The organism is Oceanicaulis alexandrii DSM 11625, from assembly GCF_000420265.1.
Classification (GTDB): Bacteria; Pseudomonadota; Alphaproteobacteria; order Caulobacterales; family Maricaulaceae; genus Oceanicaulis; species Oceanicaulis alexandrii.
In genome coordinates this window covers 1312691-1336661 of record NZ_ATUP01000001.1, presented here as the reverse complement: position 1 = coordinate 1336661, position 23971 = coordinate 1312691, and the positions used below count along the sequence as shown (strand labels likewise).

Below are 23971 nucleotides of genomic sequence, written 5' to 3'. Positions count from 1 at the left end.
CGCTCATCAAGCGAGTTCGCGCTTATTGGTCTTTGTCTTCATCGCCTTCAATGGTTTCCGGCGGGTTGGCGACGAGTTTGCCGGCGGCGAGGTCCATATGCGGGACCGCCGCCTTGGTGAAGGGCAGAAACCAGACGCCGTCAGGGCCTGAGATTTCCAGAAGATCACCGGCGCCGAAATCCTGCACCGACTTCACCTTGCCAAGCGCTTCTCCCTCAAGGTCTTCCACATTCAGCCCGATCAGGTCTGAATAATAGAACTCGTCTTCCTCAAGCTCCGGCAGGGCGCTGCGCGGGGCGTGCAGGAGCGTGCCCTTCATCGCCTGCACCTGCTCGCGGGTGAGGTTTTCCTTCAGCCGGATCGTCACGGTGCCGTTGGGGCCGGGTTTGGCTTGCGTCGGGGTCAGGATCACCGCGCCGGATTTATCCAGGAACGGGCCATAGCTGCAGACTTGGGCAGCGTCGCCGAAGGGCTTGATCTTCACATCCCCGCGCACCCCATGGGCGCCCGCGACAGCGGCGATGACGACAAGCTCTTCTTCAGGTGCGGGCATGGCGGGATCCTTTTCTGGCGCTCTGTCTGCCCTGAAGAGCGCTCCAGCTCAAGACGGGCGCTGCGCGCGCTCTCTTTTCGGTTTAGCTGAAACCCCGGCCAAGCGCAGCGCAGAGCCGGGGTCTCCATCAGGATAAGGCGCTTTACGCGGAGGGAGGTCCCGGGTCTTCGCGATGCTCGCCCGGGAATTCAAACTCCCTACGGCATGCCGCCCTGAAAGGCTTCGGTCTCGCCCGAGCTGGCTTCATAGAGCGCGACAGCCCCGCCACAGCCGGGCTGAACGCATCGAAGCGCGGTCTCCACCTGATCAAGATGGGCGTGCTGGAGGGCGCGGCGGGCCAGCAATTCCTGCGCGGTGTAATAGCGCGCCGCGCTGCAGGTCTTGCAAAACGCCTCCAGCCGACTCTGCGGCGGCAGATCGTCAAGGCGAAGTTCGGTTTTCCAGGTCATCACCAGAAGTCCTCGGCATAGGGAATACGTGTGAAGGCGATCTTGCCGCCCGCATAGCCGCCCGGCGGCGGGGTCCAGACCCCTTGGGTGACAAGCGACTTGGCGTAGCGGCTGTTAAGCGAGTCGATGGCGTCCTGCAGCGCGTTGCGGCGGGCGCGGTCTTCAGCGTTATCCTCCACCAACCAGTCGGTCTGAGTGACGCCGGGATCATCGAGATCGCACAGATACATGCCCGCCCGCATGGGCCGCGCGCGGGGGTCAGAGCGTTGCGCCGCCGCCCAGAGCGCATCCAGCGCTTTCAGACAGTCGCGGTCGGTGCGGGCGCTGTGCAGGGGAAGCTCGCCGCTCCAGCCGCCGTCAATGTGGCGCAGCCACAGCCCCATGCGCCCGGCGGTGCGGCCATCGCGGCGCATGCGGCGGGCGGCCTTAACCGTCAAAAGCCGCGCGCAGTCATAGGCGCTGGGCCAGCTGCGATGGCTGGGCGGCAGGACGCGGCCATGGCCATACATGCGGCGCTGGGCGGCTTCGGCGTGGATGTCGTAACCGTGCAGCGCGTACCAGAAGCGCTCGCCCGCCACATTGCGCCACAGGGCGCGCATCTGTTTGGGCTGCAGCGCCCACAGCGCTTTCATGTCCGCCACGCCCGCCTTCAGAAGGCGCTTGCGCATGGACGAGCCGATGCCGGGCGCTTCCTCGATCGGGCGCTTGAGCAAGGGCCCCGGCAGGTCTTCAGGGCGCCAGATGGTCAAGCCGTCGGGCTTGCCCAGCTTGCAGGCCATTTTGGCGAGGAAGCGGTTGGGCGCCATGCCGATGGAGGCGGTGACCACGCCGTCGGTTTCCGCCGCGATGCGCGCCTTGATCGCGTCCGACACGCCTTCGGGGTCGGCGATGGCGCGGGCGTCGAGCTTGCAGGTCAACTCGTCGATGGATTTCACCGCCCCGATGGGCAGCACGGCCCGGATCTCGGCGAGCATCACGGCGTGCATGCGGCGATAGAGGTCGGGCTTTTGATCCACCAGGATCATGTCGGGCACGGCCTCGCGCGCCTCGCGCACGGTCATGACAGAGCTTGCGCCCTTCGCCTTGGCTTCTTTCGAGGCGGCGATGATGCAGGTATTGCGCGCGCCCTTCATGGGGATCACCCCGACGGGGCGCCCCCGCAGGCGCGGATCGGCGTATTGCTCGACGCTGGCGAAGAAGCTGTCAAAGTCGAGATAGAGCTGCTCGATGGTGTCGGGTTTGCGCATGTGTCTGTTCCGCAGGCGGCTGTCCGCTTTGGAACAAAGATAGAACAAATGCATTCAGGGAAAAACCCGAAAGAGTCACACCGGCGTCGAATGCGCTGACTCCAGATGTGAAAAACCCCGCCGCGTTTCCACGGCGGGGTTGATCAAATGCCTGGAAAAGAAAGTCCTATTCGGACTTTTCTTCTTCAGCCGGAGCGGCGGCGGCAGCGGCTTTGGCTTCTTCAGCTTCAGCGGCGGCGGCCTTCTTGGCTTCTTCCTTTTCGAGACGCTCGGCAGCGCGCTCTTTGGCTTTTTCGCCCGGCTCGGCTTTTTTCGGGTTGTTGCCGTGGGTCCACTCATAGACGCCGGCGTCTTTCAGGAAGCGCGCCACGCGATCGGTCGGCTGGGCGCCTTTCTTGATCCACTCGGCGGCTTTCTCGGTGTCCACAGCCACGCGGTTGTCGTGGTCTTTCGGGAGCATCGGGTTGTAGTGACCGATTTTCTCGATGAAGCGGCCATCGCGCGGCATGCGCGAGTCGGTGACGACGATGCGGTAGTACGGACGCTTCTTGGCGCCGCCACGGGCGAGACGAATTTTAACAGACATGGATGTGGTCCTTTAAGGTCATTTTTTCTTCGAGAGGCCGAGCGGAAGGCCGTCTGGCCCCAGTGGTCCGCCGATACCCGGCAATCCCTGGTCGCCTGGGCCGCCCAGCCCCGGCAGGTCGGCGCCCTTGGGCGCGTGTCCTTTGAGAAGATCAGAGGCCGCATCGCCGAGACCGGGGGGCATTCCGCCGCCCATGCCCGGCATGCCGCCGCCCATTCCGGGCATTCCAGGCATTCCGGGCATGCCGCCCTTTTTGCCCTTCTTGCCCATCTTCTTCATCATGTCCGCCATCTGGCGGTGCATTTTCAAAAGCTTGTTCACCTCCGGCACAGCGACGCCGGCGCCCATGGCGATGCGGCGCTTGCGGCTGGCTTTGAGGAGGTCAGGCTTGGCGCGCTCCTCGCGGGTCATCGACAGGATGATCGCTTCCTGGCGCTTCAGCGCCTTGTCGTCGAACCCGGCATTGGCCATCTGGGCCTTCGCCGCCTTGTTCATGCCCGGCAGGAAACCCATCATGCCGGAAATGCCGCCCATTTTCTGAAGCTGGCGCAGCTGGTCGGCCATGTCTTCAAGGTCGAACTTGCCCTTCGCCATTTTCTTGGCGAGGCGCTCGGCTTTCTCGTGATCGACCTCGGCGGCGGCTTTTTCCACCAGCGAGACGATGTCGCCGCGCCCCAAAATACGGCCCGCCAGGCGTTTCGCGTCGAACGCGTCCAGCCCGTCGACCTTTTCAGAGACGCCCAGGAACTTGATCGGCAGGCCGGTGACCCAGCGCATGGACAGCGCAGCGCCGCCGCGGCCATCGCCATCCATCCGGGTCAGCACCAGGCCGGTCAGCTTCAGACGCTCGTCAAAGCGCTTGGCGGTCTCCACCGCATCCTGACCGGTCAGGCTGTCAGCCACCAGAAGGGTTTCACGCGGCCGCGCCACATCGGCGATCTTGGCGGCTTCGCCCATCATCTCTTCATCGATGGAGGTGCGGCCCGCGGTATCCAGGATCACCACGTCATAGCCTTGCAGGCGACCCGCGCTCATGGCGCGCTTGGCGATCTCGACGGCGGACTGACCCTTGACGATGGGCAGGCAGGCAACGCCGGCCTTTTCCGCCATCTGCGCCAGCTGCTCCATCGCCGCCGGGCGGCGGGTGTCGAGCGAGGCGACGAGGACTTTTTTCTTCTCGCGCTCGGAAATGCGTTTGGCGAGCTTGGCGGTGGTGGTGGTTTTACCCGAGCCCTGAAGACCCGCCATCAGAATCGCCACGGGCGGCTCGCCGGTGAGGTTCAGGCCCTCGGGCTCGCCTTCGCCGCCAAGCAGCTCCACCAGACCGTCATGGACGATCTTGATGACTTGCTGGCCGGGGCTGACCGAGCGGATGACGTCTTCGCCGATCGCCTTTTCGCGGACCTTGGACGTGAAGTCCTTCACCGCAGGCAGGGCGACATCGGCTTCCAGAAGGGCGACGCGGATCTCGCGCAGGGCGGCGTCCACATCCTTTTCCGACAGCGCGCCGCGCCCGGTCAGGCTGTCAAAGACGCCGGAAAGCCGTTCTGAAAGTGAGTCGAACATGTGTTCGCCTGCCTCGTTTCGCTTCTGGTCACACCGATAAGGTGTGGATCAAGCGCGCACGCCGCAACCATCCCACTGGACGAGCCTTCGTCGAGCGGGAGACCTCGCCCGCCTCCGGGCGTTTTATCCTGATCATTGCAGGACGCCGTGTGCGGGTAAGGCAAGCGAGTGGCGCTTGCACTGAAGCGTGGGCGTTTACGCGGGGGGCGGGGAAGAGTCAAGGGAAAGCGGGATTCGCTGGCTTACTGGTTACTTTGTCGTCTCCAAGATTTCACTGCGCTCTCCGTATCAGACTCTGGGACTTCCCCACGCCAATGGTCCCAAAAATCGATAGTTGCGCTACTGGGCTTAAAGCGAGGCTCTGAGACCATAACCCTCGTAGGTAACAAGCTTGCATCCCCAACCACTAGAGCCTCGCCAATGTCGAGGACAGGCAAGAGGTCACCGAAACCTCCAAGGCTATCTGGCAGCAGTCTTCTGATGACAGACTGATCGTCTCCATTGGTTAGCCGCATAGCGATAACATTGTTGCACTGGCTAAGGACGGTTCGGTTAACCTCAGAGGGCCGCTGACTAATGACCACAAGGCCTACACCGTACTTGCGACCTTCCTTGGCAATACGCTCAAAAATACCGACAGAAATTTCGTCCACTGAGTCAGAGGAGGTTCGTTCGGGGATGTAGAGGTGTGCTTCGTCACAGAACAATGCAATTGGGTGGCGCTTTTCGGGACGGGTCCATTGACTGACTGTGAAGATCAGCCTTGCAACTAGGCTTACCATTAATGGCAGTATGTCGGACGGAACCTCAGAAAAATCGATAATTTTTATTCCCCCCTTATTGTCGGCTTGCGAGCCACGGCCGCCGACTAAGAGGTGCGTAACTTCAGTTAACCACGACAATTCCATGCAAGCTGCTGGGGGTTGAAAAAGGAACCCTAAGCGCCGGTCGCTTCGTTTGGCTTCGAACCTAGCAATAAGGCGACTTAGTTTGTCGAAGTATGGTCCTTGCTTTTCTTTGGTGCCGGCCCCTGGAACCATCTTCGTATTAAGATCAATCAGCGCTTGATGAACTGTATCGATGTCAAACGGAACTGGGCTATCGATCGTGAAGTTCGCTAAAATATCCGCATGATCTGTTGCGTCTAGGTTAGCCCTCTTCGCATCCGTGATGCAGCGAGTCATAAGCATCGATTGATTAGGCGCATTTTGGTCGGATCTATCTACGAATAATGAGACAAGCGCTTCATACCCAAGGAGCCAGTACGGCAAATGCAGCACACCATCAGCTAGTCCCCGATCTTGGCCAATGTCTCCTGGCCCAGCGATCCGAAAATGCCGAAATTCGTCGCTGGTTAGGGTTTGATATTCGCCGTGGATGTCAAACACGATCACATTAGCCTGCGGCAACTCTGCAATTTGGTCCAAGAGCCGTGCAGTTGTGTAAGACTTTCCCGATCCCGTGCTGCCAACGACAATGGCGTGTCGCTGAAACAATCGATTTCCGTTCAGATACGCTTGCGCACCCTCATCAAGAGCATATCGGCCAAGATCAAGTTGCGGGCCATCCCCAGAGACCTGTGAGATGACCTTCATGAAGTTCGTGAGGCGTTCTCCTTCAAGAGCAAAGCAATCAGCGTCAATTTCGGGAACGGTTTCGAGCGTTCGCTTAAAGACGTTTTCTTTAAGGCCGTCTTTGTCCGCTAGCGTCCCTATTAGAGCTACACGGACTAAATTGTTTTCTGGAGGCGCTGTGTCCGGATCATCAACTTGTTCAGTCTCTTCGAGTTCAAGGCCGGGTTTGCGTGTAATTTTTGAAACGATACCGATGAGGTGCTGGCCAGCTTTTGAGCTTCGGAGTGCTGCGAGTCGATTGACCTGAATTCTTTTTAGTCTTTCCAGCTCATCAACGCGCACCGTTACAGTCGCTGTGTCGACGGCTATGATCTTGCCGAGGCTCTCGTCATCATTGAAATCCAGAATGCTCATAAGTACCCCCTAGAAACCGACTAATTGATTGAGTTCGTATAAATCCCAATAATTTCCGCCGGACACTATGACCCCATCTGGATGGTCTCGATTATAGACTTTTGTTCCATCAACATCGTGTTCAAGCGCGAGATAATGCCGTCCAGCGTTGTTTCGGAGGAAATTCTTAGCTTCTGGCGTCAGAGTCCGCGCGGCCACCAGTATCGGCGCATCATGTACGCGGCATCGATTCTCCAGCTTCGGGTGTATGTGACTATCCCGGAATCCATACCCCAAACAAACAAATGCCGAGGCAGATTGAAGAACGCGATCCGCACCCTGGATGGCGCTACGGAAAGGCTCGTCGTGAGTCCGTTGGTACTTGCTTACGCCAGGAGTCACGATGAGTGGGGTGAGGCCTTCTGGGAGTTCACTCGTCATCGGGAGCGACAGAACGCCACCACTTGGGTCAATAAACCAATCTAACGAACCATGAACCTTCCAAATTGACACCGTTCGAGCTGGCTGGTTGCCCTGTTTGAATAGTAGGTTTTCAGCACCATCCGCCCGTCGAAGGTATCCTGGGAGGAAGCCTGTACTGTGGATGTACCCACCAGAATCAGAAGCGTATTCTGCCACTCGGTCATAATTGGTGGTTACTACGTGAATATTGCGATTAGTACTTCGAAAGAGGCCACGAAACAATGATCGAAGGGGGAAGATAGTTTCTGACTTGATGGCGGATTTCAATAGCTCATAGTCGTCTTGTGCAATGAAGTCCCACGTCGAACGGACGATCTTTACCACCAAAGATGGGGGAAGTTGTTTGCCATCAAGTGCGGCTTCCAAATGGTCTCCGTTGGCGAGTGCCGTTCTGACAAGCAGCCACGCGTCTCTCTCCTCGTCCCCCTCCGTGATTACAGAATCGCGAAGCCATGTAGCGAGGTCGCCCATACCGCGAATGCCATGGGGGATAGAAGCCCCACTGCCGAGTACGATCACTGGATTTTTCTGTACGCAATCTTGGCAGAGCCGAGCAAGAGTTTCTAGTTCCATGCGATCTCTCATTGGGGAAAGCGTGTGGAGGAATATTCTTTATAGGGGATTTCAAAGCAAGAGAGAGGAACTGGCACTCGATGAGTGGAAGGCCTCTTTTTATTCTTCCTGCCCTAAACGCGCACGCGCCGCCGCCTGACCTAACCGAAGGGATGGTCCCGCACCGCGCTCTCGCACGCCGCCAAGTCCGGATGGGGCTGGGCGGCGCGATAGAGCTGGTCCATGCGGGGCGGGCGCAGGAAACAGCCGTTTTTGTCAAAAAGCCCTGAATAGGACTGCCCCGTCTTGATCAGATACTGATCATAGTGAATGGTCAGACGATTGATCAGATAGAACTGGTCGCAGAGGGCGGCGAGTTCGAGAATGTCGTCGGGCTGCTCGCCTGTCACGATCCAGCGCAGATAGCGGAAGGTCACGCTGAACAGGGCATCGGGCGGGTCATCATACGGCCCCATGAAAACGCCGTCGGCGATGGCGATCTCACAATCAATGGCGGCGAGCTTGCCGCGATAGGCGGCCTGACGCGTGGCGTCAAAATCTGGATCTAGCGTCCCGCACGCCTCCAGTATGCGCTGCTCATGGGGTTCAAGACGGCTGCAGCCCGTCAGAACGAGAGCCAGAGCCATGCAGACGAGGATCATACGCATCTTTCCAGCCTTTCCTGCCCTCTAGCCAAACGGATGGTCCCGCACGGCGGTCTCGCACGCCGCCATGTCAGGGTGCGGCTGGGCGCGTTGGTAGAGCTGATCCATGCGCGGCGGGCGCAGGAAGCACCCCGCCGCGTCATAGCGTCCGGCATAAAGCTGGCCGGTCGCTTCCAGATGATGGGTGAAAATCAGCGACAGGTTGGCTTCGAGGGCTTGCTGGTCGAGAAGCCCGGCCAGTTCGGCGATGTCTGCGGGCTGTTCACCTGTGACGATCCAGCGAAGATAGCGATAGCTGACGCTGGTGATGGCGTTGGGCGGGTCGTCCGGCCCCATGAACACGCCATCGGCGACCGCAATCTCGCAGTCTATCGCGGCGAGGTCTCCGCGTTCTGCCGCCTGGACAGACCGCGTGTAATCGCGCTCCAGCGTGCCGCAGGCGTCCAGTATGCGCTGTTGATGCGGCTCCAGCGGGGCGCAGGCGACCAGAGCCAGCAGACCAAGCAGAGGTGAGAAAAACTCGCGCATTGGGCGAGTTTATGGGGCGCGCAAAATCCCGGCAAGGAGAAAGCTCTATTGCTGGAAAGCGGCGAATGCATCGCCGATGAAGGGCTCAAACCGTCGCCAGGCCTGCGAGCTCCCTGTGTAGATGGGAGCCCTGACCTGACGGAATGAGGCGGTTGCGACGCTGCGCCTGTTCTCTTCTGGCGTCAGGCACGCCGGCTCCCACGGCAGGTCGAGACTGTCCAGCAGACCGCGGATCAGCTTCTCAGGATTTTCGGTCAGCTGGTCATAATCCAGCTCATGAATTCTGCCGGGGAACAAGGCGCCCATCTGATCCATGAATGTCCGGTACAGCCGGTAATAGGCGACCGTATCCTCCAGATCATTACTGTAGCCTGTATGTTTTGACGTGAAGTATCGGGTGAAGTTCGACCAGCAAACGGCTTCGGCCTTGCGCCGGGTGTGAACAATCCTGGCGTGCGGCAGCGCGCTGCAAATCAGCGCGGTGAGAAGGAAGTTGTGGGGCGTTTTGTCTGTGACGCAGGCCAGACCCTGATCGTGTTCGCCAACAGCTTCGAGATACTGGGTTTGGAAGTCCAGCAACGCGTCCGGGCTTGCCGGGACCTGTCCTCTGGCCAGCTGCAACCCGAACTCAAGAGCATAGGGAAGTTCGCCGCCGTCGCTGACAGCTGAATGCGACGCCAGAATCTGCTCAACCAGGGTCGTGCCCGAGCGTGGCATTCCCAGAATGAATATGGGGGTCGGCTTGAGCGTCGTGTCGCGCGTAGCCGGCGCGAGCGCCGCCAGGTGTTTGGCCGCAGCGGTCAGCGCTTCAAACAGCGCCTGATCTTCAGCGATGTCATAGTTCGTGATGTCGCTGCGTGTCGCATTGCCTTTCACGTAATGGTCGAACGCCAGATTGTCCTTGCGCTGGTCGTCATAGGCTTTCGCCAGAGTGAAGTGCAGCTGACACCGACTGTCCAGGGAGAGGTCTGGCCGCCCCTCCAGCGTTTCAAGTCGGCTCAGCATTGGGTCATCCGCCGCGTATGCGCGCATCAGGCCGAGTGATCTGTAGGCGTCCACGAAATCGGGTTTCGCCGAAATGGCCTTCCGGAAGGCGGCCTCGGCAGCCTCGAAATCACCCAGCTTGAGATGAGCGTCGCCGAGCAGCTTGAATGCTCGGTGGTGTCGGGGCGCCAGTCTGACAGCCTGTTCGAGACTCTCCGCTGCTTCGCGCCACAGGCTGAGTTCATAGAGACTACTGCCCAGATTGAAGTGCGCTTCGCTCAAACCGGGGTTGATGCGGATCGCCTGGCGAAAGGTCTCTACGGACAGGGCGTATTCGCGCCGGGAGGCCTGAATGACGCCCAGATTGTTCAGCGCAGGGGCGTGTGGCGGCGTCAGGGTCAGGGCGTGCTGGTAAACAGGCTCCGCCTCATCGAAACGTTCAAGGTCAAACAAGGTGTTCGCCAGATTATACTGTGCAGGCGCAAAATCGGGATTCAGGCGAACGGCCTTGCGAAAGCTGTCCAGCGCCGCGTCCAACTGCCGGAGACGTTTCTGCGCATCCGCAAGCAAGACCCAGTAGAGGGGCGTTTTTGCGTATCGCGCTTGTTGCGCCAAGGCCCGTTTGACGACGTCCGCCGCCTGACCGGACGCCACCCCCGAAAAAAGGTCTGACAGTCCCGCGTCAGGTGCTTGAGATTGGTCAGGGGCTGGAGCCTCCTTCAGTTTTTGAAGGGCCCGCCGTGCGCGCGCATTGCCAGGATGAGAGTCCAGAATGGATTCATATATGCGCGCAGCGGTTTGCACATCGCCGCGTTTTTCGAAGGCTCGCGCTTGAGATATGGACCGGTTTACAGTCATCAAGACAACCATCTCAGATTGCGGCTTTCGCCATGGTCTATGAACACAACCAGATCGTGTGTGGTCTGTGAAGTCTTGGCGCCCATCTTCCATTCCGCCCCGTGATCCCCTACCTGTCTGCGCAGTGACCCCGCCATTGCCCGAAAGGCCTTTCATGCTGACGATTGCTTTCCAGATGGACCCGATCACCGGTGTCGATGTGAACGCGGACTCCACCTTCGACATTGCGCTGGAGGCGTTCGGGCGCGGCCATGAAATCTGGGTGTATGAGCCGAAGGATCTCAGCCTTGAGAACGGCAAGGTCCGCGCCATGGCGCAGCGGGTGAAAACGCTGGAGCGGGTGCAAGGCGCGCATGTGACTCTGTCAGAGCCTGAAGGGCTGGATCTGCATGGGGTGGACGCGATCTTCCTGCGTCAGGACCCGCCTTTTGACATGAGCTATATCACCACCACCCACATGCTTGAGCATGTCATGGACCAGGTGCTGGTGGTCAATGATCCGCGTCATGTGCGCGATGCGCCGGAAAAACTCTTCGTCACCCATTTTGAAGGTGTCATGCCGCCCACCCTGATCACGTCCTCGGAAAAGGATATCCGCGACTTCTTCGAGCGCCATAATCGCGACATCGTGGTCAAGCCGCTGTTCGGCAATGGCGGGGCGGGAGTGTTCCGCATTCGCGAGACGGCGGAGAACCTCGCCTCGCTGGTGGAATTGTTCCAGCAACTCAGCCGCGACCCCTTGATGGTCCAGGCCTTTGTTCCCGATGTCCGCAATGGCGACAAGCGCGTCATCCTGGTGGATGGCGAACCGGTGGGCGCGATCAACCGCGTGCCGGCCGAGGGCGAGGTGCGCGCCAACATGCATGTGGGCGGCAAGGCGGTGAAGTCCGACCTCACCGAGCGCGATCTTGAGATTTGCCGCATCATCGGCCCGGAGCTGAAACGCCGCGGCCTGGTCTTTGTCGGCATTGACGTGATCGGCGATTATCTGACCGAGATCAACGTCACCTCGCCGACCGGCATCCAGGAATTGCGCCGCTTTTCCGGCGTCGACGTGTCAGCGCTTTTGATCGACTGGGTGGAAGCCAAGCGGGCATGACGCCCGCTTCACTCAGATCAGTCGCGGCAGGGCGTCCGCCAGCGCGCGCACATCGTCTGGTGATGTGAAGACGCCCGGCGTCACGCGCACGCACGCCCCTTGGGCGACGCCTGTGCGATGGACGGTGAAGATCCGGTGCTCCTCCAGCAGGCGGCGCGCCAGGGTGATATTGTCTTCAGGGCTTGTTTGGCCGGGCGCTCTGAACGAGGTGATGGCGGCGTGCAGCCCCGGCTCATCAGGGGTGAGCACCTCAAACCCCGCCTCCCGCGCGGCGTCCACCCAGAGGCTGCGCAGATATCTCAGACGCGCCGCCTTGCGCGCCGGGCCAATGGCGGCGTGCAGATCGAGGGCTGCAGGAATGGCGAGAATGGCGGCGAAATTGGTCGTTCCGGTGTGGACGCGCGCCGACAGGTCGCCGGGGCCGCGCACGGCTTCGCCCATGAACGGATCAATATCCTCGATCCGGTCTTTGCGCACATACATCAGGCCGACGCCCAGCGGCGCGCCGATCCATTTGTGCAGGTTGAAGCCGATGAAATCAGCGCCAAGATCAGCGGCCTGAAAGTCGATCTGCCCCCAGGAATGGGCCGCATCCACAATCACATCCACCTGCCGGGCGCGCGCCATGGCGCAAATCTCAGACACCGGCAGGACCAGCCCGGTGCGATGGCTGAGATGGGTGAGCAGCATCAGGCGAACGTGCGGATTGGCGATCAGCGCCTGTTCATAGGCGTCGATCAGGCCCTGGCGCGTGGCGGGTTCGGGCAGGTTGATAGTCACAAGATCCGCGCCGCGCCGCTCGCGCAGCCAGCCCATGGCGGTCTGCATGGAGCCGTAATCGAGATCCGCGTACAGCACGCCATCGCCCGATGAGAGTTTGTTATAGCCGCCGATCAACGCTTGCAGCGCTTCGGTGGCGTTGCGAGTCAGGACGATTTCGTCCGCGTCACAGCCCAGAGTCCAGGCGATCTGGTCCTTGATGGCGCGCGCCTCGGCCCAGAATTCGCGCCGCGCATAATAGGAATTGCGGCGGTTCACGGTCTCCACATGCGCGAGATAGGCGCTTTGCACCGGCCGCGCCATCATCCCCCAATTGCCGTGTTCCAGGTGAATGATCTCATCAGTGACATCGTAGAGCCCGGATACTTCAGCCCAGAATGTTTCATCTTGCGCGGCGTCAAGCGGGTTGGCGCTGACAGCGGGCAAAGCGCGAGCTGCTCCGGTCAGAGACAAGCCGGCGGCGGCGGAGAAGATTGATCGGCGGGTCATAAGCGGCATCGGGAACTCGTCTCAGCTGGGAAACGCAACAGGGGCGCCGCATCAACGGCGCCCCTGTGCCTGTGCAGATTTGCAGTCCTAGAAATTGGCTTCCAGGCGCAGATAGTACTTGCCGCCGTCGGTGTCGTACGGGGCGTTGCGTGAGTAGATCAGGCCGCGATTGGCCTGGCGGCGCGATTCATCGGGATAGGCGTCGAAGATGTTTTCGGCCCCGACGCGCATGGCGAAGTTTTCGTTCAGCTCGACGCGAAGACCGAGATCCACGAAGATTTCCGCCCCGAAGTCCTGATAGATGACGTTGGCGCTGTCATCGGTGTCCGTCCATTCGCCATAATATCGGGCGCGAGCGTTCACGCTGTACCGGCCCAGAGCGTAATCGGCGCTGAGAACGGCGTTGTGCTGAGGCAGACCCTGCTCGAACACGGTGCGCGACACATCGTTGAACACGCCGCTGGCGGCTTCACCGGTGACCTCGGTCTCGTTGTAGTTATACGCGCCCGTCAGCGTGACGGCGCCTTCGCCCAGATCAAAGCCATAGCTCGCCACCAGATCGAGACCGCGGGTGCGGGTGTCAAACTGGTTCTGGAAGAAGGAGACGCGGGTGATGCTCTCTCCGCCCGGAACCCCGAGCGCCGCCAGCTGGGCCCGTTCGGCATCGGTCAGGGTGAAGCTGCCAAGCGTCGAAAAGCGGTCTTCCACGTCGATCTGATACAGATCGGCTGTCAGGGTGAAACCGCTGGCATGCTGGTAGGTCAGACCCAGCGAATAGTTCTGGGAGGTTTCAGCGTCCAGCGCCGTGATCTCAGGACCGGTTGCGCGGGCGTTGATGATGTCCGCCACCGGACCGACTGGGCTGAAACGCCCTGAGGTGACAAGGTTCAGCGTCGTGCTGTCCAGCCCTTGCGAGGTGCGTTCAGAGCGCAGCTGACCGGGGGTCGGGGCGCGGAAGCCGGTGGAGGTGGTGGCGCGGATCGCCAGAGCCTCGGTCAGCTCATACCGGCCTGACAGCTTGTAGTCAGTGGTGGAGCCGAACTCCGAGAAGTCTTCAAAACGCAGCGCCGCAGCCAGCGTCAGACGATCCGTGACAGGCGCTTCCAGATCGACATAACCGGCATAGCTGTCCTGAGAGAAGCTTCCCGCCTGCCGATCAGAATAACCCGGAAACCCGTTGGAGCCTGACGGCAGGCCGTCAACAGCGAGCGGACCGACGGCGTAGGACGCTTCGTCGCCGGCTTCGATTTCATACGTCTCTTCACGCGCTTCCACGCCGAAAGCGACGTTGACGGGTGCTGCGAAGGCGTCGACCGCCCAGCCATAGACGAAGTCGAGATTGAAATTGGTTTCCTGCTGGGCCAGCACGCCGGCGTTGAAGCTGGTCGGGCTTTGCGAACCCAGCGAAGCGTTGATGGTGTTGTAGATGAAGTAATCGACTTCATTGCGGCCGCGAGACGCGCTGAAATCCCAGCTCAGCCCGAAATCCAGGTCGCCGCGCAGACCGGCCACAACCTCATAGTCTTGATCCTCGGACCCGAACTGCGGGGAGAAACCGGCCGGGAAAATGGCGCTCAGATCATAAGCGGGGTCCAGCGGGCTGGTGCGGTAGGCGCTGGTGAAAGCCGGGTTGCGCCAGTTGAAGTCGCTGACGCCCTGGCCTTGAGTGAAGGTGGCGTGGCTGTAGCCTTCAACAAAGTCGGTGATCGGAGCGGCGGCGTTCAGGGCGAAGCGCACGACCTCACGTTCAGGCTGACCCCAGTTCTGCACCGGGTCGGCGACCTGAATGCCGGTCGCTTGTTCGAACGCGATGGCGTCCGGGCGCTGGCGCGACCGCGAGGTGCGCTCGGCGGTCACATGCTCAAGCGTCGCCGTGGCGAAGCCGCCGTCTCCCAGTTCAAAGCCCAGCTGGGCGCCGATCTGATATTCTTCGCCGTCCCCTTCGTAATACTGGGAGGCCTGGGCGAAGGCGCGCAGTCCAACCGTCTCGTCCAGGATCACATTGATCACGCCGGCGATCGCGTCAGAGCCATATTGCGCCGAGGCGCCGTCGCGCAGAACTTCAACCCGGCTCACCGCGAACGCAGGCAACGCGGCCATGTCTGTGGACTGGGCGCCGCGCGAGCCGAGCAAAGCCGCCCGGTGGCGACGCTTGCCATTGACCAGAACCAGGGTCTGGTCAGGTGACAGGGTGCGCAGACGCGCCGGGCGAATGAAAATGGCGCCGTCCGCCATCGGCAGGCGCTGGATGGAGAAGGCCGGGTTCAGAACGGCTAGGGAATCCATCAGTTCATCAGACACCACGCTGTCGAGGGCCACGCCGGAGATCACGTCTACGGGCGCCAGAGAATCCAGAGCTGTCCGGCCTTCACGGCGCGTGCCGGTCACGACGATGATGTCATCGCGTGCGGCGGCGCTGGTGTCCGCTTCGGATTGTGTCTGGGCGAAGGCTGGATGAGCCAGAGCTGCGGCGGCAGCGCCGGCAAGAAGCAGGATGCGCATGAATTGTCCCTCCAAAAACGCGTCGATGACGCTGCGGGACCCCATGCACCGCAACGCGTCCGCTCAAATGTGGTGGCGGCGTCGACCGTGAATGGTTAGGGGCGGCGTGTGACGGAACAGCGATGCTTCGGCGACAGATTGAAAAATTTATGTAATTATTTTATGCACTTATAGTCCGAGCTCGGATCAATCCCGCTATAATGAGCGATGGGGTTTTGACACCGGATTCATGATAGTAAGACACCACGTCAAGGAGGCGCGCCGCGATGATCGACACCGACACCCTGCACCTGCAATGGGCGCTCAGCTATCCGTTCCCGCGTCCGCAAACGCCCTTCATCTTTCTCGACGGCGCAACCTGGCCCTTGATGCAGACGAGCGGCGGGTTTGGCGACTGGATCATTGATCACGCCAAGGGACCTGTGCGCATGGCCGATGCGCTGGGCGAACAACGGCTCGCCGAGTTCGACCGCGGCGCCTATCACGCCGTTGCGGCGGTCGGTTCAAACGCCGCGCCGGCCCAGCTGCGCCGCAAGTTCCGCGATCATCTCGATGACGTCGCCATTCCCGTCATTCAGATCAACGTGCCGGACCATGTGGTCGCCTACGCCAACCGCATCGCGGTCTATGGCTCGATCCCGGCGACTTTGGTGGAGCGCCCCGGCGGCTCGGTTCGGGTCTGGGCGACGCTTCTGACGACGCGCGACTACGCCATCATGAACGGCACCGAAGACCGCGGCGAGATCTATGACGGCGTGCCGATCAGCCCGATCCATGTGCCCGAAGCGGTCGAGAATGCGTTTGAAGCCTATGCCTGCCTGACGGGCTCTCTGCCCTTGCGAGTCTCGGCTTTCCCGTCCGAAGGCTGCGGCTGGCCCGTGGGCGGCCAGTGGGAAGCGCAATCCGCCGCCATCCGCGCGCTGGGGCTGGATCTCAGCGTCGATCATTTCGTGCTGGAAAACACCGCGGATCCGGAATTGCGAGCGGCGCGTGATCTGGCGCTGTCCAAGGTGCGGTAGGAAGCGCCTGATGTCTTCCCCTCTTTCCCGGCCTCAAGCCGGGATCCAGAGTCGCCAACGCAGTGCTCCATGATCACTGGGTCCCCGCCTGCGCGGGGAAAGAGCGACCAACGTTTTACCTCACATGTCATTTCCCGGATAAACCGGTGAATGACAATCAGAGAGGATGAAAGCTGAAACCCGACCTCTCCCCCTGGAAAGGGGGAGAGGGATAAGATTGCTCGCCTACCTCTTCAGCCAGCCCTTGTTGACCACCACTTCGGCGATCTGGACGGCGTTGAGCGCTGCGCCCTTGCGCAGATTGTCGGACACGATCCACATGGCCAGGCCGTTCTCGACGGTGGGGTCGTTGCGGATGCGGCTGACGAAAGTGGCGAACTCGCCGACGCTTTCCACCGGGGTGACGAATTGCGGCTCGTCCTCGTCGGCGCGGTCGATCACCATCAGGCCCGGCGCTTCACGCAGCAGGTTGCGGGCGTCTTCTGCGCTGAGCTCGCGTTCCAGCTCCAGGTGGGCGGCGACGCAATGGCCGACAAAGACCGGCACGCGGGCGCAGGTGGCGAAGAGCTTGATCTTGGGATCAAGGATCTTCTTGGTCTCCACCGTCATCTTCCACTCTTCCTTGGTGGCGCCGTCCTCCATGAAGACGTCGATCTTCGGAATGACGTTGAAGGCGATCTGCTTGGGGAAGATCTCAGGCTCGATGGGGTCGTTGACGTAGATCGCCTTGGTCTGGTTCCACAGCTCGTCCATCGCCTCGCGGCCGCCGCCCGACGTGGACTGATAGGTCGAGCAATTGGCCCGGATGATCCCCGCCGCATCATGGATGGGTTTCAGCGCCACCACGGTCTGGATGGTGGAGCAGTTGGGATTGGCGATGATGTTCTTCTTCGGGCGCTCATTGAGCGTGTCCGGGTTCACTTCCGGCACCACCAGCGGCACATCCGGGTCCATGCGCCAGGCGCTGGAATTATCAATCACCAGCGCGCCGGCCTTGGCGATCTTGGGCGACATCTCGCGTGAGACATCTCCGCCCGCGCTCATCAACACGATATCCACGGTGGAAAAATCAAACGTGTCGGCGTCCTTGATGACGAGGGTCTTGTCGCCATAAGAGACTTCGCGGCCGACCGATTTACGGCTGGCCAGGGCATAGACGGTTTCGGCGGGGAAGAGGCGTTCTTCCAGAATGGTCAGCATTTCCTGACCGACAGCGCCCGTAGCGCCCAGAACGGCGACGTTGAGACCCATAATGCTTCCTCGATTTCAGCTGACGGTTGATTTATGTTTGGCTACATTCCCCTGATGGGTGGTTTTGCAGCTATTCTTGCTCTTGTTCAGACCGGTTTTACGGCGATCATGCTGGGTGTGCTGGTGTCCGTCGCCATCAGGTTCTGCATGGTGATGGACCGGTATGACCGGTCTGATGAAGAGCCTTAAAGAAAAACCCCCGGGGCCAGTCTGGCCCCGGGGGTTTTCACACCGGATAGACCAGACGTTTAGCCCAGGCTGGGGTCAATCTTCTTGCAGGCTTCCACAAGGCCCTTCACCGAATCCACCGAATGGTCGAACATCTCCTGCTCGTCCTTGTTCAGGGTGATTTCGACGATCTTCTCAACGCCATTGGCGCCGATCTGGATCGGCACGCCCACATACAGGCCGTCCACGCCGAACTGGCCGGTCAGGTGCGCGGCGCAGGGCAGGATGCGCTTTTTGTCGTTGAGATAGGATTTCGCCATGGCGATGGCGCTTTCCGCCGGGGCGTAGAAGGCCGAGCCATTGCCCAGAAGGCCGACGATCTCGCCGCCGCCCTTGCGGGTGCGGTCGACGATGGCGTCGATCTTCTCGTCGGTGGACCAGCCCATCTTGACCATGTCGGGAACCGGAACGCCGGCGATGGTGGAATAGCGGGTCAGCGGCACCATGGTGTCGCCATGTCCGCCCATCACGAAGGCGGTGACGTCTTCCACGGACACGTCAAACTCTTCGGCCAGGAACCAGCGGAAGCGCGCGGCGTCCAGAACGCCCGCCATGCCGACCACTTTGTTGTGCGGCAGGCCGGAGAACTCGCGCAGCGCCCAGACCATGGCGTCCAGCGGGTTGGTGATGCAGATCACGAAGGCGTTCGGGGCATGCTTCTTGATGCCTTCGCCGACCGATTTCATGACCTTGAGGTTGATTTCCAGCAGGTCGTCGCGGGACATGCCCGGCTTGCGCGGCACGCCGGCGGTGACGATGCACACATCCGCGCCTGCGATCGGGGTGTAGTCCTCAACCGAACCGCCGGTCAGATGGCTGTCCTTGCCGAAGACGGGGCTCGCCTCACACAGATCCAGCGCCTTGCCTTTGGCGGTGCCTTCGTTGAGGTCCATCAGGACCACGTCGCCCAGCTCTTCACGAGCAGCGATATGGGCCAGGGTGCCGCCGATCATGCCGGCGCCGATAAGGGCGATCTTTTTGCGAGCCATGGAAATACTCCTCAAGCCTTGCGAGGGGGCGCGCCTTTTGATGCAGGCGCGAAGACGGGTGTGCCTGATCTACTCCGCTCAGCGGCGAAGTGCAATGCACAGACGGGAGAAGACCGCTCACACGACCGTCAATCGCCCAGCCAGTGCATGAAACTGACATTGCGAATGCGGTCTCCGCCGATCTCTGCGCCGCCGATAAGGGCGGGCGCGTCCGGTTGCGGCGAGACGCTCGTGTGCAGATAGTCTGGCTGGATCTGACCTGAAATCAGGATCAGGCCGAGGATTTCATCCTGGGCGCGGAACTCAAACGCTCCGTCTGTCAGGGTCAGGCTGCTCGGGCGGATGCGGCGATTATCAAGCCAGTAGGTCTGGCCCAGCTCGTTCACGGCCGTTTCGCCATCAACCGGGTTCAGGCTCAGCCAGACCGGAATGTTGTCCGCCGCGGCGCCGGACTCCCGCCAGGCGTCAAAATCCATCCGGTGTCCGACAAACAGATGGTCCACATCCCATCCGCCGGCCGTCAGCCCGCCATTGGGCAGAAAGTAACCGCCAGGCTCAAAACTGACACTGACGTCAAACGAGGCCGTTTGGGCTGTTTCGGCGTCTGTGTCGGTGTTTGACGCAGCGGGCATGCGGGCTTCAGAGCATCCCGTCACCATTAGCGCGCTGGCGCTCAGGGCAAGCAATTCACGGATCATCATACGTCTCCCCAGACAATAATGACCAGTGTGCCCTGTTAACTGTGATGCGTCATTCAGATTGCGTATCCGTGTCTCCCGTCCGGCGTTCAGCGGCCAGATAGGCGTGCCCGCTCATCTCGAACAGACGCGAGACGGTGCGCTGGAACTCAAACGCGAAATCCCCTTCAGGATAGAGGTTCGCCGCTTCCACCGCCGCGCTCATGACCAGCTTGGTTTTGACCTCGTAGAGCGCGTCGATCAAGGTGACGAAACGCTTGGCCTGATCGCGTTTGTCCGGGGTCAGAAGCGGCGCCCGGTCGATCATCACCGTGTGGAAGGTTTCCGCCACCATCAGGTAATCCGCCGGGCCCAGCGGTTTGGCGCATAATTCTTCAAAGCTGAAGCGCGCCACGCCGGCGGCCTGGCGCGGGACCACCAATTCGCGACCCTGAACATCAAGAATGCAGGTCTGCACCTTGGCGCCGCGGGTCAGGCGCTTGAAGGCGGTGTCCATCGCTGAATCCGCTTCCGATCCCAGCGGGTGATAATAAACCGGCGCAGCTTCCAGCTGCTCCAGGCGATAATCGCGGCCGGAATCCAGCTCCTGAACGTCGAGCGTGTCCTTGATCAGGTCTATGAAAGGCTCAAACAGCTGACGGTTCAGACCGTTTTTATACAGATCGTCAGGGTGACGGTTTGAGGTGGCGACCATCACCACCCCTTCCGCGAACAGGCCTTCGAACAGACGGCCCAAGATCATCGCGTCGCCCACATCAGTGACCTGCAGTTCGTCAAAGCATAACAGCCGCGTCTGCTTGGCGAGCGCCTTGGCGACACGCGGCAAAGGATCGGAATCCTTTTTCTCGCGCTCATGGGTGATGCGCGCCTGGATCTCTTGCAGGAACTGGTGAAAGTGCACGCGGCGCTTTTTCGACACCGGGGCGGCGTCAAAAAACAGATCCATCATCAGGGATTTGCCGGTTCCCACGCCGCCATACAGGTACATCCCCTTGGGCGCGGGTTTGGATTTGCTGAAAAAGCTCGACTTGCCTTCATTCCACTCGGCCAGCGCCTCGCAGAGCGCTTGCAGGTGCTCAGCGATTTCGGCCTGGCCAGGGTCGGGTTGCAGTCGGCCTTCAGCCACCGCCTGTTTCAGGCTGTCCACAGGACCCATGGGTTAAAGGCTCCAGACCAAAGCCGCCGCGGCGATCAGCGCAAAGCTGATTGCGGCGGCGAGCCAGACACAAGCGGGACGTTTGAGGGTGCGCATGGGCGCTTCGATACCCCGATGCGCCCGTCCCGCCAAGATGGTCGCGGTCATAGCATTATGAGGTTGCAGAAGGATTGCGAGGCGATGACGGCGTGTTGTCAGCCGGTTTGCTGACCCCTCCAGCCTTCAAGCTCCGCCCGCCACGCATCGGGCAGCGGCTTCGGCCTGCGCGTCTGCCGGTCCACATAGACATGGACAAAGAAGCCTTCGGCGGCGGCGCTGTCCTCGCCGTGCTTGAAGATGGCGATTTCATAGCGCACCGAGCTGGAGCCGATGCGCGCCACGCGCACGCCCGCTTCCAGCTGATCGGGGAAGGCGGTGGCGGCGTGATAGCGGCAGCCGGTCTCCACCACCAGGCCAATGGTCTCGCCGTGCTCGATGTCCAACAGGCCCGCCCTCGCAAGCCGACGGTTCACCGCCGTATCAAAGAAGCCATAATAGACGACATTGTTGACGTGACCGTAGACGTCGTTGTCCGCCCACCGGGTCTCGATGGGTTCGAACTGGTTGAACTCCGCCCGCGTCGCCGGGGCCTGACGCTCTGCGCTCACAGGATTTCCTCATACATCGCCACGATGGAGGCGTAGGTCATCTCGCGCGGATTGTTGGGCAGCAGGCGATCATTGGCGGCCACGTCCTCGGCCATGGTCGGCACGTCATTATGGCTGATGCCGAGTTGCGAGAGGCGACGCTCAATGCCCACGGCCTCGGCGATGCGGTCCATCTCGTCGATCAGGCCGGTCGAGCCCGGCTTCAGGCCCAGATGCGCGGAAATCTCCGCATACTGATCCTCGGCGGAGGGTGCGTTATAGCGTAGCACCGGCGGCAGCACGACGGCGTTTGAAAGCCCGTGCGGCACATGGAACATGCCGCCCAGCGGATAGGCCATGGCGTGCACCCCGGCGCAGGGCGAGTTGGAGAAGGCCTGACCCGCCAGCATGGCGCCCAGTAGCATGTCGCCGCGCGCTTCGCGATCCGAGCCATCTTCACACGCGCGCAGGATCGAGCCGTGCAAGAGCTTGAGCGCGGTCAGCGCCAGCGCGTCCGACATCGGGTTTTTAGAGCGGCGATTGGTGAAAGCCTCGATCGCATGGACCATAGCGTCGATGCCGGTATAGGCGGTGGGGTGCTTGGGCAGGCCCAGCGTCAGATCGGGGTCCAGGATCGCCATGTCCGCATACAGAGGATCGGCTGCGATCCCACGTTTGGAGGTCGCGCCCGTGGTCAGAACCGCCACATTGGTCACTTCCGAACCGGTCCCGGCGGTGGTGGGCAGCAGGATCAGCGGCGGGCGAGACGCGCGCACCTGTTGCACGCCATACATGCCCGACAGCGATTGTTCGCCTGACAGCAGGACTGCGACGACTTTCGCCGTGTCCATCGGGCTGCCGCCGCCAAAGCCGATCACGGCCTCGGCGCCGAATTCCTGGCCTTCCTGCACCGCTTCAAACACCGTGCTTTCAGGCGGGTCGGCGACCACCTTGTCATAGACATGCACCTTGAGCCCGGCGTCTTTGAGCCCCGCCAGCGCCGCATCCGCCAGCCCGGCCTTCAAAACGCCCTGATCGGTGACGAACAGGATGCGTTTCGCGCCTTTCAGCGCCGGGGCGGCGGTTTCGGCCAGGCGCGCGCTTGAACCTGCTTCAAACAGGGTTTTGGGGACCGTGGTGAAGGTGAAAGCGGTGGTCATGGCGGTCGGCTCCTCCCGTATGCGGGCTCGGACTGCGCGGATGCGTCGCGTGTGATATGAACAGGGTCTCTTTCAGCAGACCCTTGAAACAGGCACAGTATGCCTGTTCTTTGCGCGCAGACCAGCCTGACCGGCCAGCCAGAGGAGGCGACGATGCTCGACGAAGTTTCCACATCGATACCGGATATGGGGCGCGCCTATTATGACCCCCTCGTGCAGGATTCAGGCAATGGCCTGACCGGGCCGGGCGGGGCGCTGCACCGCTACGCGATCCGTCCTGAAGGCTATCGTCTGGGCGATGAGGATTTCATCTCCGAGAGCTGGCAGCTCAAGCGCCAGCCTGACTACACTCCGGCCGAACACGCCCGCTGGCGGCTCCTGTTTGAGAACCAGCGCAAGATGCTGCCCGGTCGGGCCTGCAAGGACTTCATGGAGGGGTTCGAGCAACTAGAGCATCTGTTCAAGGACGGCATCCCGAGCTTTGACGACATCAACGCCATCCTGAAACCGGCCACGGGCTGGACGGTGGTGCCGGTGCCCGAGCTGATCCCGGACAATATCTTCTTCTGGCATCTGGAAAACCGCCGCTTCCCGGCGGGCGTCTTCATTCGCGGCGGTAATCCCAAGACCAAGAAGGTCAAGGACGCCAATCAGGGCCGTGCGCCGGAATTTGTCGAATACACCGCGGTGGAGGACGACCTCTTCTACCTGCAGGAGCCGGACACCTTCCACGACATCTTCGGCCATGTGCCGATGCTGATGAACCCGTTTTTCGCCGATTACATCCAGGCCTATGGCGCGGGCGGCCGTCGGGCGATCGAGTATAACCGGCTGAAGAATTTCGGCTCGGTCTACTGGTACACCGTCGAGTTCGGCCTGATCATGGAAGAGGGCGAATTGCGCGTTTACGGCGCCGGCATCTTGTCGAGCCCGGACGAGACCCTGTTCTCGCTGTACTCAGACAGCCCGCACCGGATCAAGATGGTGCCTGAGCGCGTCATGCGGACGGACTATGTGATCAGCGATTTTCAGGAAACCTACTTCGTCGTGGATTCCATCAAGGCGCTGTATGAAAGCACCGCCGGGCGCGACTTCACGCCAATCTACAAGAAGCTGCCCGCGGGCTTCACCTACGCGACCACTGCCGCCCTCGACACCGATGTGATCGTCACCGAAGGCACGCAGGAATACAAATTCTGCGGCGGCAAGGGCAAACCCCGCGCGGTGGCGCACATGGAAGCCATTCGTGAGGCGCATAAGCGGTAGGTAGTTTTCTGAATTCCCGGGCGAGCATGACGAGACCCGGGACCTCCCTCCGCTATAGGCGCCACATCGTGATGGAGGCCCCGGCTCTGCGCTTCGCTTGGCCGGGGTTTCAGCTTTTGCAGTCATGTCATTCACCGGTTCATCCGGGGGATGACAGGCATGAGAGGTTTAGACGTCTTTCTCTTTCCCGGCGCAGGCCGGGATCCAGAGATCATCAAGCGCTACGCATCCGGCTCTGGGCCCCGGCTTTCGCCGGGGAAGAGATGCGGG

General features: G+C 61.1%; 23 protein-coding genes and 1 pseudogene. 4 read left to right on the top strand and 20 right to left on the bottom strand.

The genetic code is table 11. The features are described from left to right. Positions 1-22: 22 nt before the first annotated feature. The 11 genes and pseudogenes from rimM to G405_RS17295 form a co-directional block, all read right to left on the bottom strand. Positions 23-553, bottom strand: coding sequence for a ribosome maturation factor RimM (gene rimM, locus G405_RS0106520; protein WP_022700707.1), 531 nt, complete (start codon positions 551-553; stop codon positions 23-25). Positions 554-750: 197 nt separating this feature from the next. Beyond that, the gene (locus G405_RS0106515; RefSeq protein WP_022700706.1) at positions 751-1002 is read right to left on the bottom strand and encodes a hypothetical protein; all 252 of its coding nucleotides are present in this window, start codon (positions 1000-1002) and stop codon (positions 751-753) included. Next, complete coding sequence (locus tag G405_RS0106510) at positions 1002-2249, bottom strand: Y-family DNA polymerase (protein WP_022700705.1); 1248 nt, start codon at positions 2247-2249, stop codon at positions 1002-1004. The genes G405_RS0106515 and G405_RS0106510 overlap by 1 nt, the downstream gene beginning before the upstream one ends. A gap of 166 nt (positions 2250-2415) precedes the next feature. Beyond that, positions 2416-2835 carry a 30S ribosomal protein S16 gene (gene rpsP / locus G405_RS17300; RefSeq protein WP_022700704.1) on the bottom strand — a complete coding sequence of 140 codons (420 nt, stop codon included), beginning with the start codon at positions 2833-2835 and terminating at the stop codon, positions 2416-2418. An 18-nt stretch (positions 2836-2853) separates the two neighbouring features. After that, the gene (gene ffh, locus G405_RS0106500) at positions 2854-4401 is read right to left on the bottom strand and encodes a signal recognition particle protein (RefSeq protein WP_022700703.1); all 1548 of its coding nucleotides are present in this window, start codon (positions 4399-4401) and stop codon (positions 2854-2856) included. A gap of 242 nt (positions 4402-4643) precedes the next feature. Next, complete coding sequence (locus G405_RS0106495) at positions 4644-6389, bottom strand: ATP-binding protein (protein ID WP_022700702.1); 1746 nt, start codon at positions 6387-6389, stop codon at positions 4644-4646. Between the two features lie 9 nt (positions 6390-6398). Next, positions 6399-7424: an SIR2 family protein gene (locus G405_RS16775; protein WP_169447500.1), complete on the bottom strand. Its 1026-nt coding sequence runs from the start codon at positions 7422-7424 to the stop codon at positions 6399-6401. Positions 7425-7564: 140 nt separating this feature from the next. Beyond that, on the bottom strand, positions 7565-8071 hold the full coding sequence (locus G405_RS0106480) for a hypothetical protein (protein ID WP_156861400.1): 507 nt from the start codon (positions 8069-8071) through the stop codon (positions 7565-7567). 21 nt (positions 8072-8092) lie between these two features. Beyond that, on the bottom strand, positions 8093-8596 hold the full coding sequence (locus G405_RS0106475) for a hypothetical protein (protein WP_022700698.1): 504 nt from the start codon (positions 8594-8596) through the stop codon (positions 8093-8095). Between the two features lie 45 nt (positions 8597-8641). Continuing rightward, complete coding sequence (locus G405_RS0106470) at positions 8642-10234, bottom strand: tetratricopeptide repeat-containing sulfotransferase family protein (protein WP_233346000.1); 1593 nt, start codon at positions 10232-10234, stop codon at positions 8642-8644. 87 nt (positions 10235-10321) lie between these two features. Next, positions 10322-10438: pseudogene (locus G405_RS17295) on the bottom strand (hypothetical protein); the annotation flags it as partial. 154 nt (positions 10439-10592) lie between these two features. Here G405_RS17295 and gshB point away from each other — a divergent pair. Then, a complete protein-coding gene (gene gshB / locus G405_RS0106465; RefSeq protein WP_022700696.1) occupies positions 10593-11537 on the top strand; it encodes a glutathione synthase in 945 nt (314 codons plus the stop codon). A gap of 12 nt (positions 11538-11549) precedes the next feature. Here gshB and G405_RS0106460 read toward each other — a convergent pair whose 3' ends face one another. Both G405_RS0106460 and G405_RS0106455 read right to left on the bottom strand, forming a co-directional pair. Then, positions 11550-12806: an aminotransferase class V-fold PLP-dependent enzyme gene (locus G405_RS0106460; RefSeq protein WP_233345999.1), complete on the bottom strand. Its 1257-nt coding sequence runs from the start codon at positions 12804-12806 to the stop codon at positions 11550-11552. A gap of 87 nt (positions 12807-12893) precedes the next feature. Beyond that, positions 12894-15308: a TonB-dependent receptor plug domain-containing protein gene (locus G405_RS0106455; protein WP_028284587.1), complete on the bottom strand. Its 2415-nt coding sequence runs from the start codon at positions 15306-15308 to the stop codon at positions 12894-12896. Positions 15309-15574: 266 nt separating this feature from the next. Between G405_RS0106455 and G405_RS0106450 the strand changes: the two genes are divergently transcribed. Beyond that, complete coding sequence (locus G405_RS0106450; protein ID WP_022700693.1) at positions 15575-16327, top strand: hypothetical protein; 753 nt, start codon at positions 15575-15577, stop codon at positions 16325-16327. Between the two features lie 225 nt (positions 16328-16552). Here the strand turns inward: G405_RS0106450 and G405_RS0106445 are convergent, their stop codons facing one another. Beyond that, on the bottom strand, positions 16553-17578 hold the full coding sequence (locus G405_RS0106445) for an aspartate-semialdehyde dehydrogenase (protein ID WP_022700692.1): 1026 nt from the start codon (positions 17576-17578) through the stop codon (positions 16553-16555). Positions 17579-17611: 33 nt separating this feature from the next. Here G405_RS0106445 and G405_RS16950 point away from each other — a divergent pair, with 33 nt between their 5' ends. Then, a complete protein-coding gene (locus G405_RS16950; RefSeq protein ID WP_022700691.1) occupies positions 17612-17767 on the top strand; it encodes a hypothetical protein in 156 nt (51 codons plus the stop codon). Between the two features lie 59 nt (positions 17768-17826). Here G405_RS16950 and mdh read toward each other — a convergent pair whose 3' ends face one another. The 6 genes from mdh to G405_RS0106410 all read right to left on the bottom strand — a co-directional run bounded on the left by mdh (position 17827) and on the right by G405_RS0106410 (position 22435). Then, positions 17827-18795, bottom strand: a complete 969-nt coding sequence (gene mdh, locus G405_RS0106435) for a malate dehydrogenase (protein ID WP_022700690.1) — start codon at positions 18793-18795, stop codon at positions 17827-17829. A 128-nt stretch (positions 18796-18923) separates the two neighbouring features. Next, positions 18924-19493, bottom strand: a complete 570-nt coding sequence (locus tag G405_RS0106430) for a hypothetical protein (protein WP_156861398.1) — start codon at positions 19491-19493, stop codon at positions 18924-18926. A gap of 52 nt (positions 19494-19545) precedes the next feature. Continuing rightward, on the bottom strand, positions 19546-20649 hold the full coding sequence (gene zapE, locus G405_RS15220) for a cell division protein ZapE (protein ID WP_022700688.1): 1104 nt from the start codon (positions 20647-20649) through the stop codon (positions 19546-19548). Between the two features lie 3 nt (positions 20650-20652). Beyond that, entirely contained in the window at positions 20653-20796 is a 144-nt protein-coding gene (locus G405_RS16945) for a hypothetical protein (protein ID WP_022700687.1), read from the bottom strand. Positions 20797-20843: 47 nt separating this feature from the next. After that, positions 20844-21296 carry an acyl-CoA thioesterase gene (locus tag G405_RS0106415; protein WP_022700686.1) on the bottom strand — a complete coding sequence of 151 codons (453 nt, stop codon included), beginning with the start codon at positions 21294-21296 and terminating at the stop codon, positions 20844-20846. Beyond that, entirely contained in the window at positions 21293-22435 is a 1143-nt protein-coding gene (locus tag G405_RS0106410) for an iron-containing alcohol dehydrogenase (protein WP_022700685.1), read from the bottom strand. Before G405_RS0106410 ends, G405_RS0106415 begins: the two co-directional genes overlap by 4 nt. A gap of 153 nt (positions 22436-22588) precedes the next feature. On the opposite strand from G405_RS0106410, the gene G405_RS0106405 reads away from it, so the two are divergent. Beyond that, the gene (locus tag G405_RS0106405) at positions 22589-23701 is read left to right on the top strand and encodes a hypothetical protein (protein ID WP_028284586.1); all 1113 of its coding nucleotides are present in this window, start codon (positions 22589-22591) and stop codon (positions 23699-23701) included. Positions 23702-23971: the final 270 nt, after the last annotated feature.

Bases quoted from the DNA above. Each gene is read 5' to 3' on its own strand.
- rimM (WP_022700707.1), bottom strand. From the start codon at position 553: ATGCCCGCACCTGAAGAAGAGCTTGTCGTCATCGCCGCTGTCGCGGGC.
- G405_RS0106515 (WP_022700706.1), bottom strand. From the start codon at position 1,002: ATGACCTGGAAAACCGAACTTCGCCTTGACGATCTGCCGCCGCAGAGT.
- G405_RS0106510 (WP_022700705.1), bottom strand. From the start codon at position 2,249: ATGCGCAAACCCGACACCATCGAGCAGCTCTATCTCGACTTTGACAGC.
- rpsP (WP_022700704.1), bottom strand. From the start codon at position 2,835: ATGTCTGTTAAAATTCGTCTCGCCCGTGGCGGCGCCAAGAAGCGTCCG.
- ffh (WP_022700703.1), bottom strand. From the start codon at position 4,401: ATGTTCGACTCACTTTCAGAACGGCTTTCCGGCGTCTTTGACAGCCTG.
- G405_RS0106495 (WP_022700702.1), bottom strand. From the start codon at position 6,389: ATGAGCATTCTGGATTTCAATGATGACGAGAGCCTCGGCAAGATCATA.
- G405_RS16775 (WP_169447500.1), bottom strand. From the start codon at position 7,424: ATGGAACTAGAAACTCTTGCTCGGCTCTGCCAAGATTGCGTACAGAAA.
- G405_RS0106480 (WP_156861400.1), bottom strand. From the start codon at position 8,071: ATGCGTATGATCCTCGTCTGCATGGCTCTGGCTCTCGTTCTGACGGGC.
- G405_RS0106475 (WP_022700698.1), bottom strand. From the start codon at position 8,596: ATGCGCGAGTTTTTCTCACCTCTGCTTGGTCTGCTGGCTCTGGTCGCC.
- gshB (WP_022700696.1), top strand. From the start codon at position 10,593: ATGCTGACGATTGCTTTCCAGATGGACCCGATCACCGGTGTCGATGTG.
- G405_RS0106460 (WP_233345999.1), bottom strand. From the start codon at position 12,806: ATGACCCGCCGATCAATCTTCTCCGCCGCCGCCGGCTTGTCTCTGACC.
- G405_RS0106455 (WP_028284587.1), bottom strand. From the start codon at position 15,308: ATGCGCATCCTGCTTCTTGCCGGCGCTGCCGCCGCAGCTCTGGCTCAT.
- G405_RS0106450 (WP_022700693.1), top strand. From the start codon at position 15,575: ATGATCGACACCGACACCCTGCACCTGCAATGGGCGCTCAGCTATCCG.
- G405_RS0106445 (WP_022700692.1), bottom strand. From the start codon at position 17,578: ATGGGTCTCAACGTCGCCGTTCTGGGCGCTACGGGCGCTGTCGGTCAG.
- G405_RS16950 (WP_022700691.1), top strand. From the start codon at position 17,612: ATGTTTGGCTACATTCCCCTGATGGGTGGTTTTGCAGCTATTCTTGCT.
- mdh (WP_022700690.1), bottom strand. From the start codon at position 18,795: ATGGCTCGCAAAAAGATCGCCCTTATCGGCGCCGGCATGATCGGCGGC.
- G405_RS0106430 (WP_156861398.1), bottom strand. From the start codon at position 19,493: ATGATCCGTGAATTGCTTGCCCTGAGCGCCAGCGCGCTAATGGTGACG.
- zapE (WP_022700688.1), bottom strand. From the start codon at position 20,649: ATGGGTCCTGTGGACAGCCTGAAACAGGCGGTGGCTGAAGGCCGACTG.
- G405_RS16945 (WP_022700687.1), bottom strand. From the start codon at position 20,796: ATGACCGCGACCATCTTGGCGGGACGGGCGCATCGGGGTATCGAAGCG.
- G405_RS0106410 (WP_022700685.1), bottom strand. From the start codon at position 22,435: ATGACCACCGCTTTCACCTTCACCACGGTCCCCAAAACCCTGTTTGAA.
- G405_RS0106405 (WP_028284586.1), top strand. From the start codon at position 22,589: ATGCTCGACGAAGTTTCCACATCGATACCGGATATGGGGCGCGCCTAT.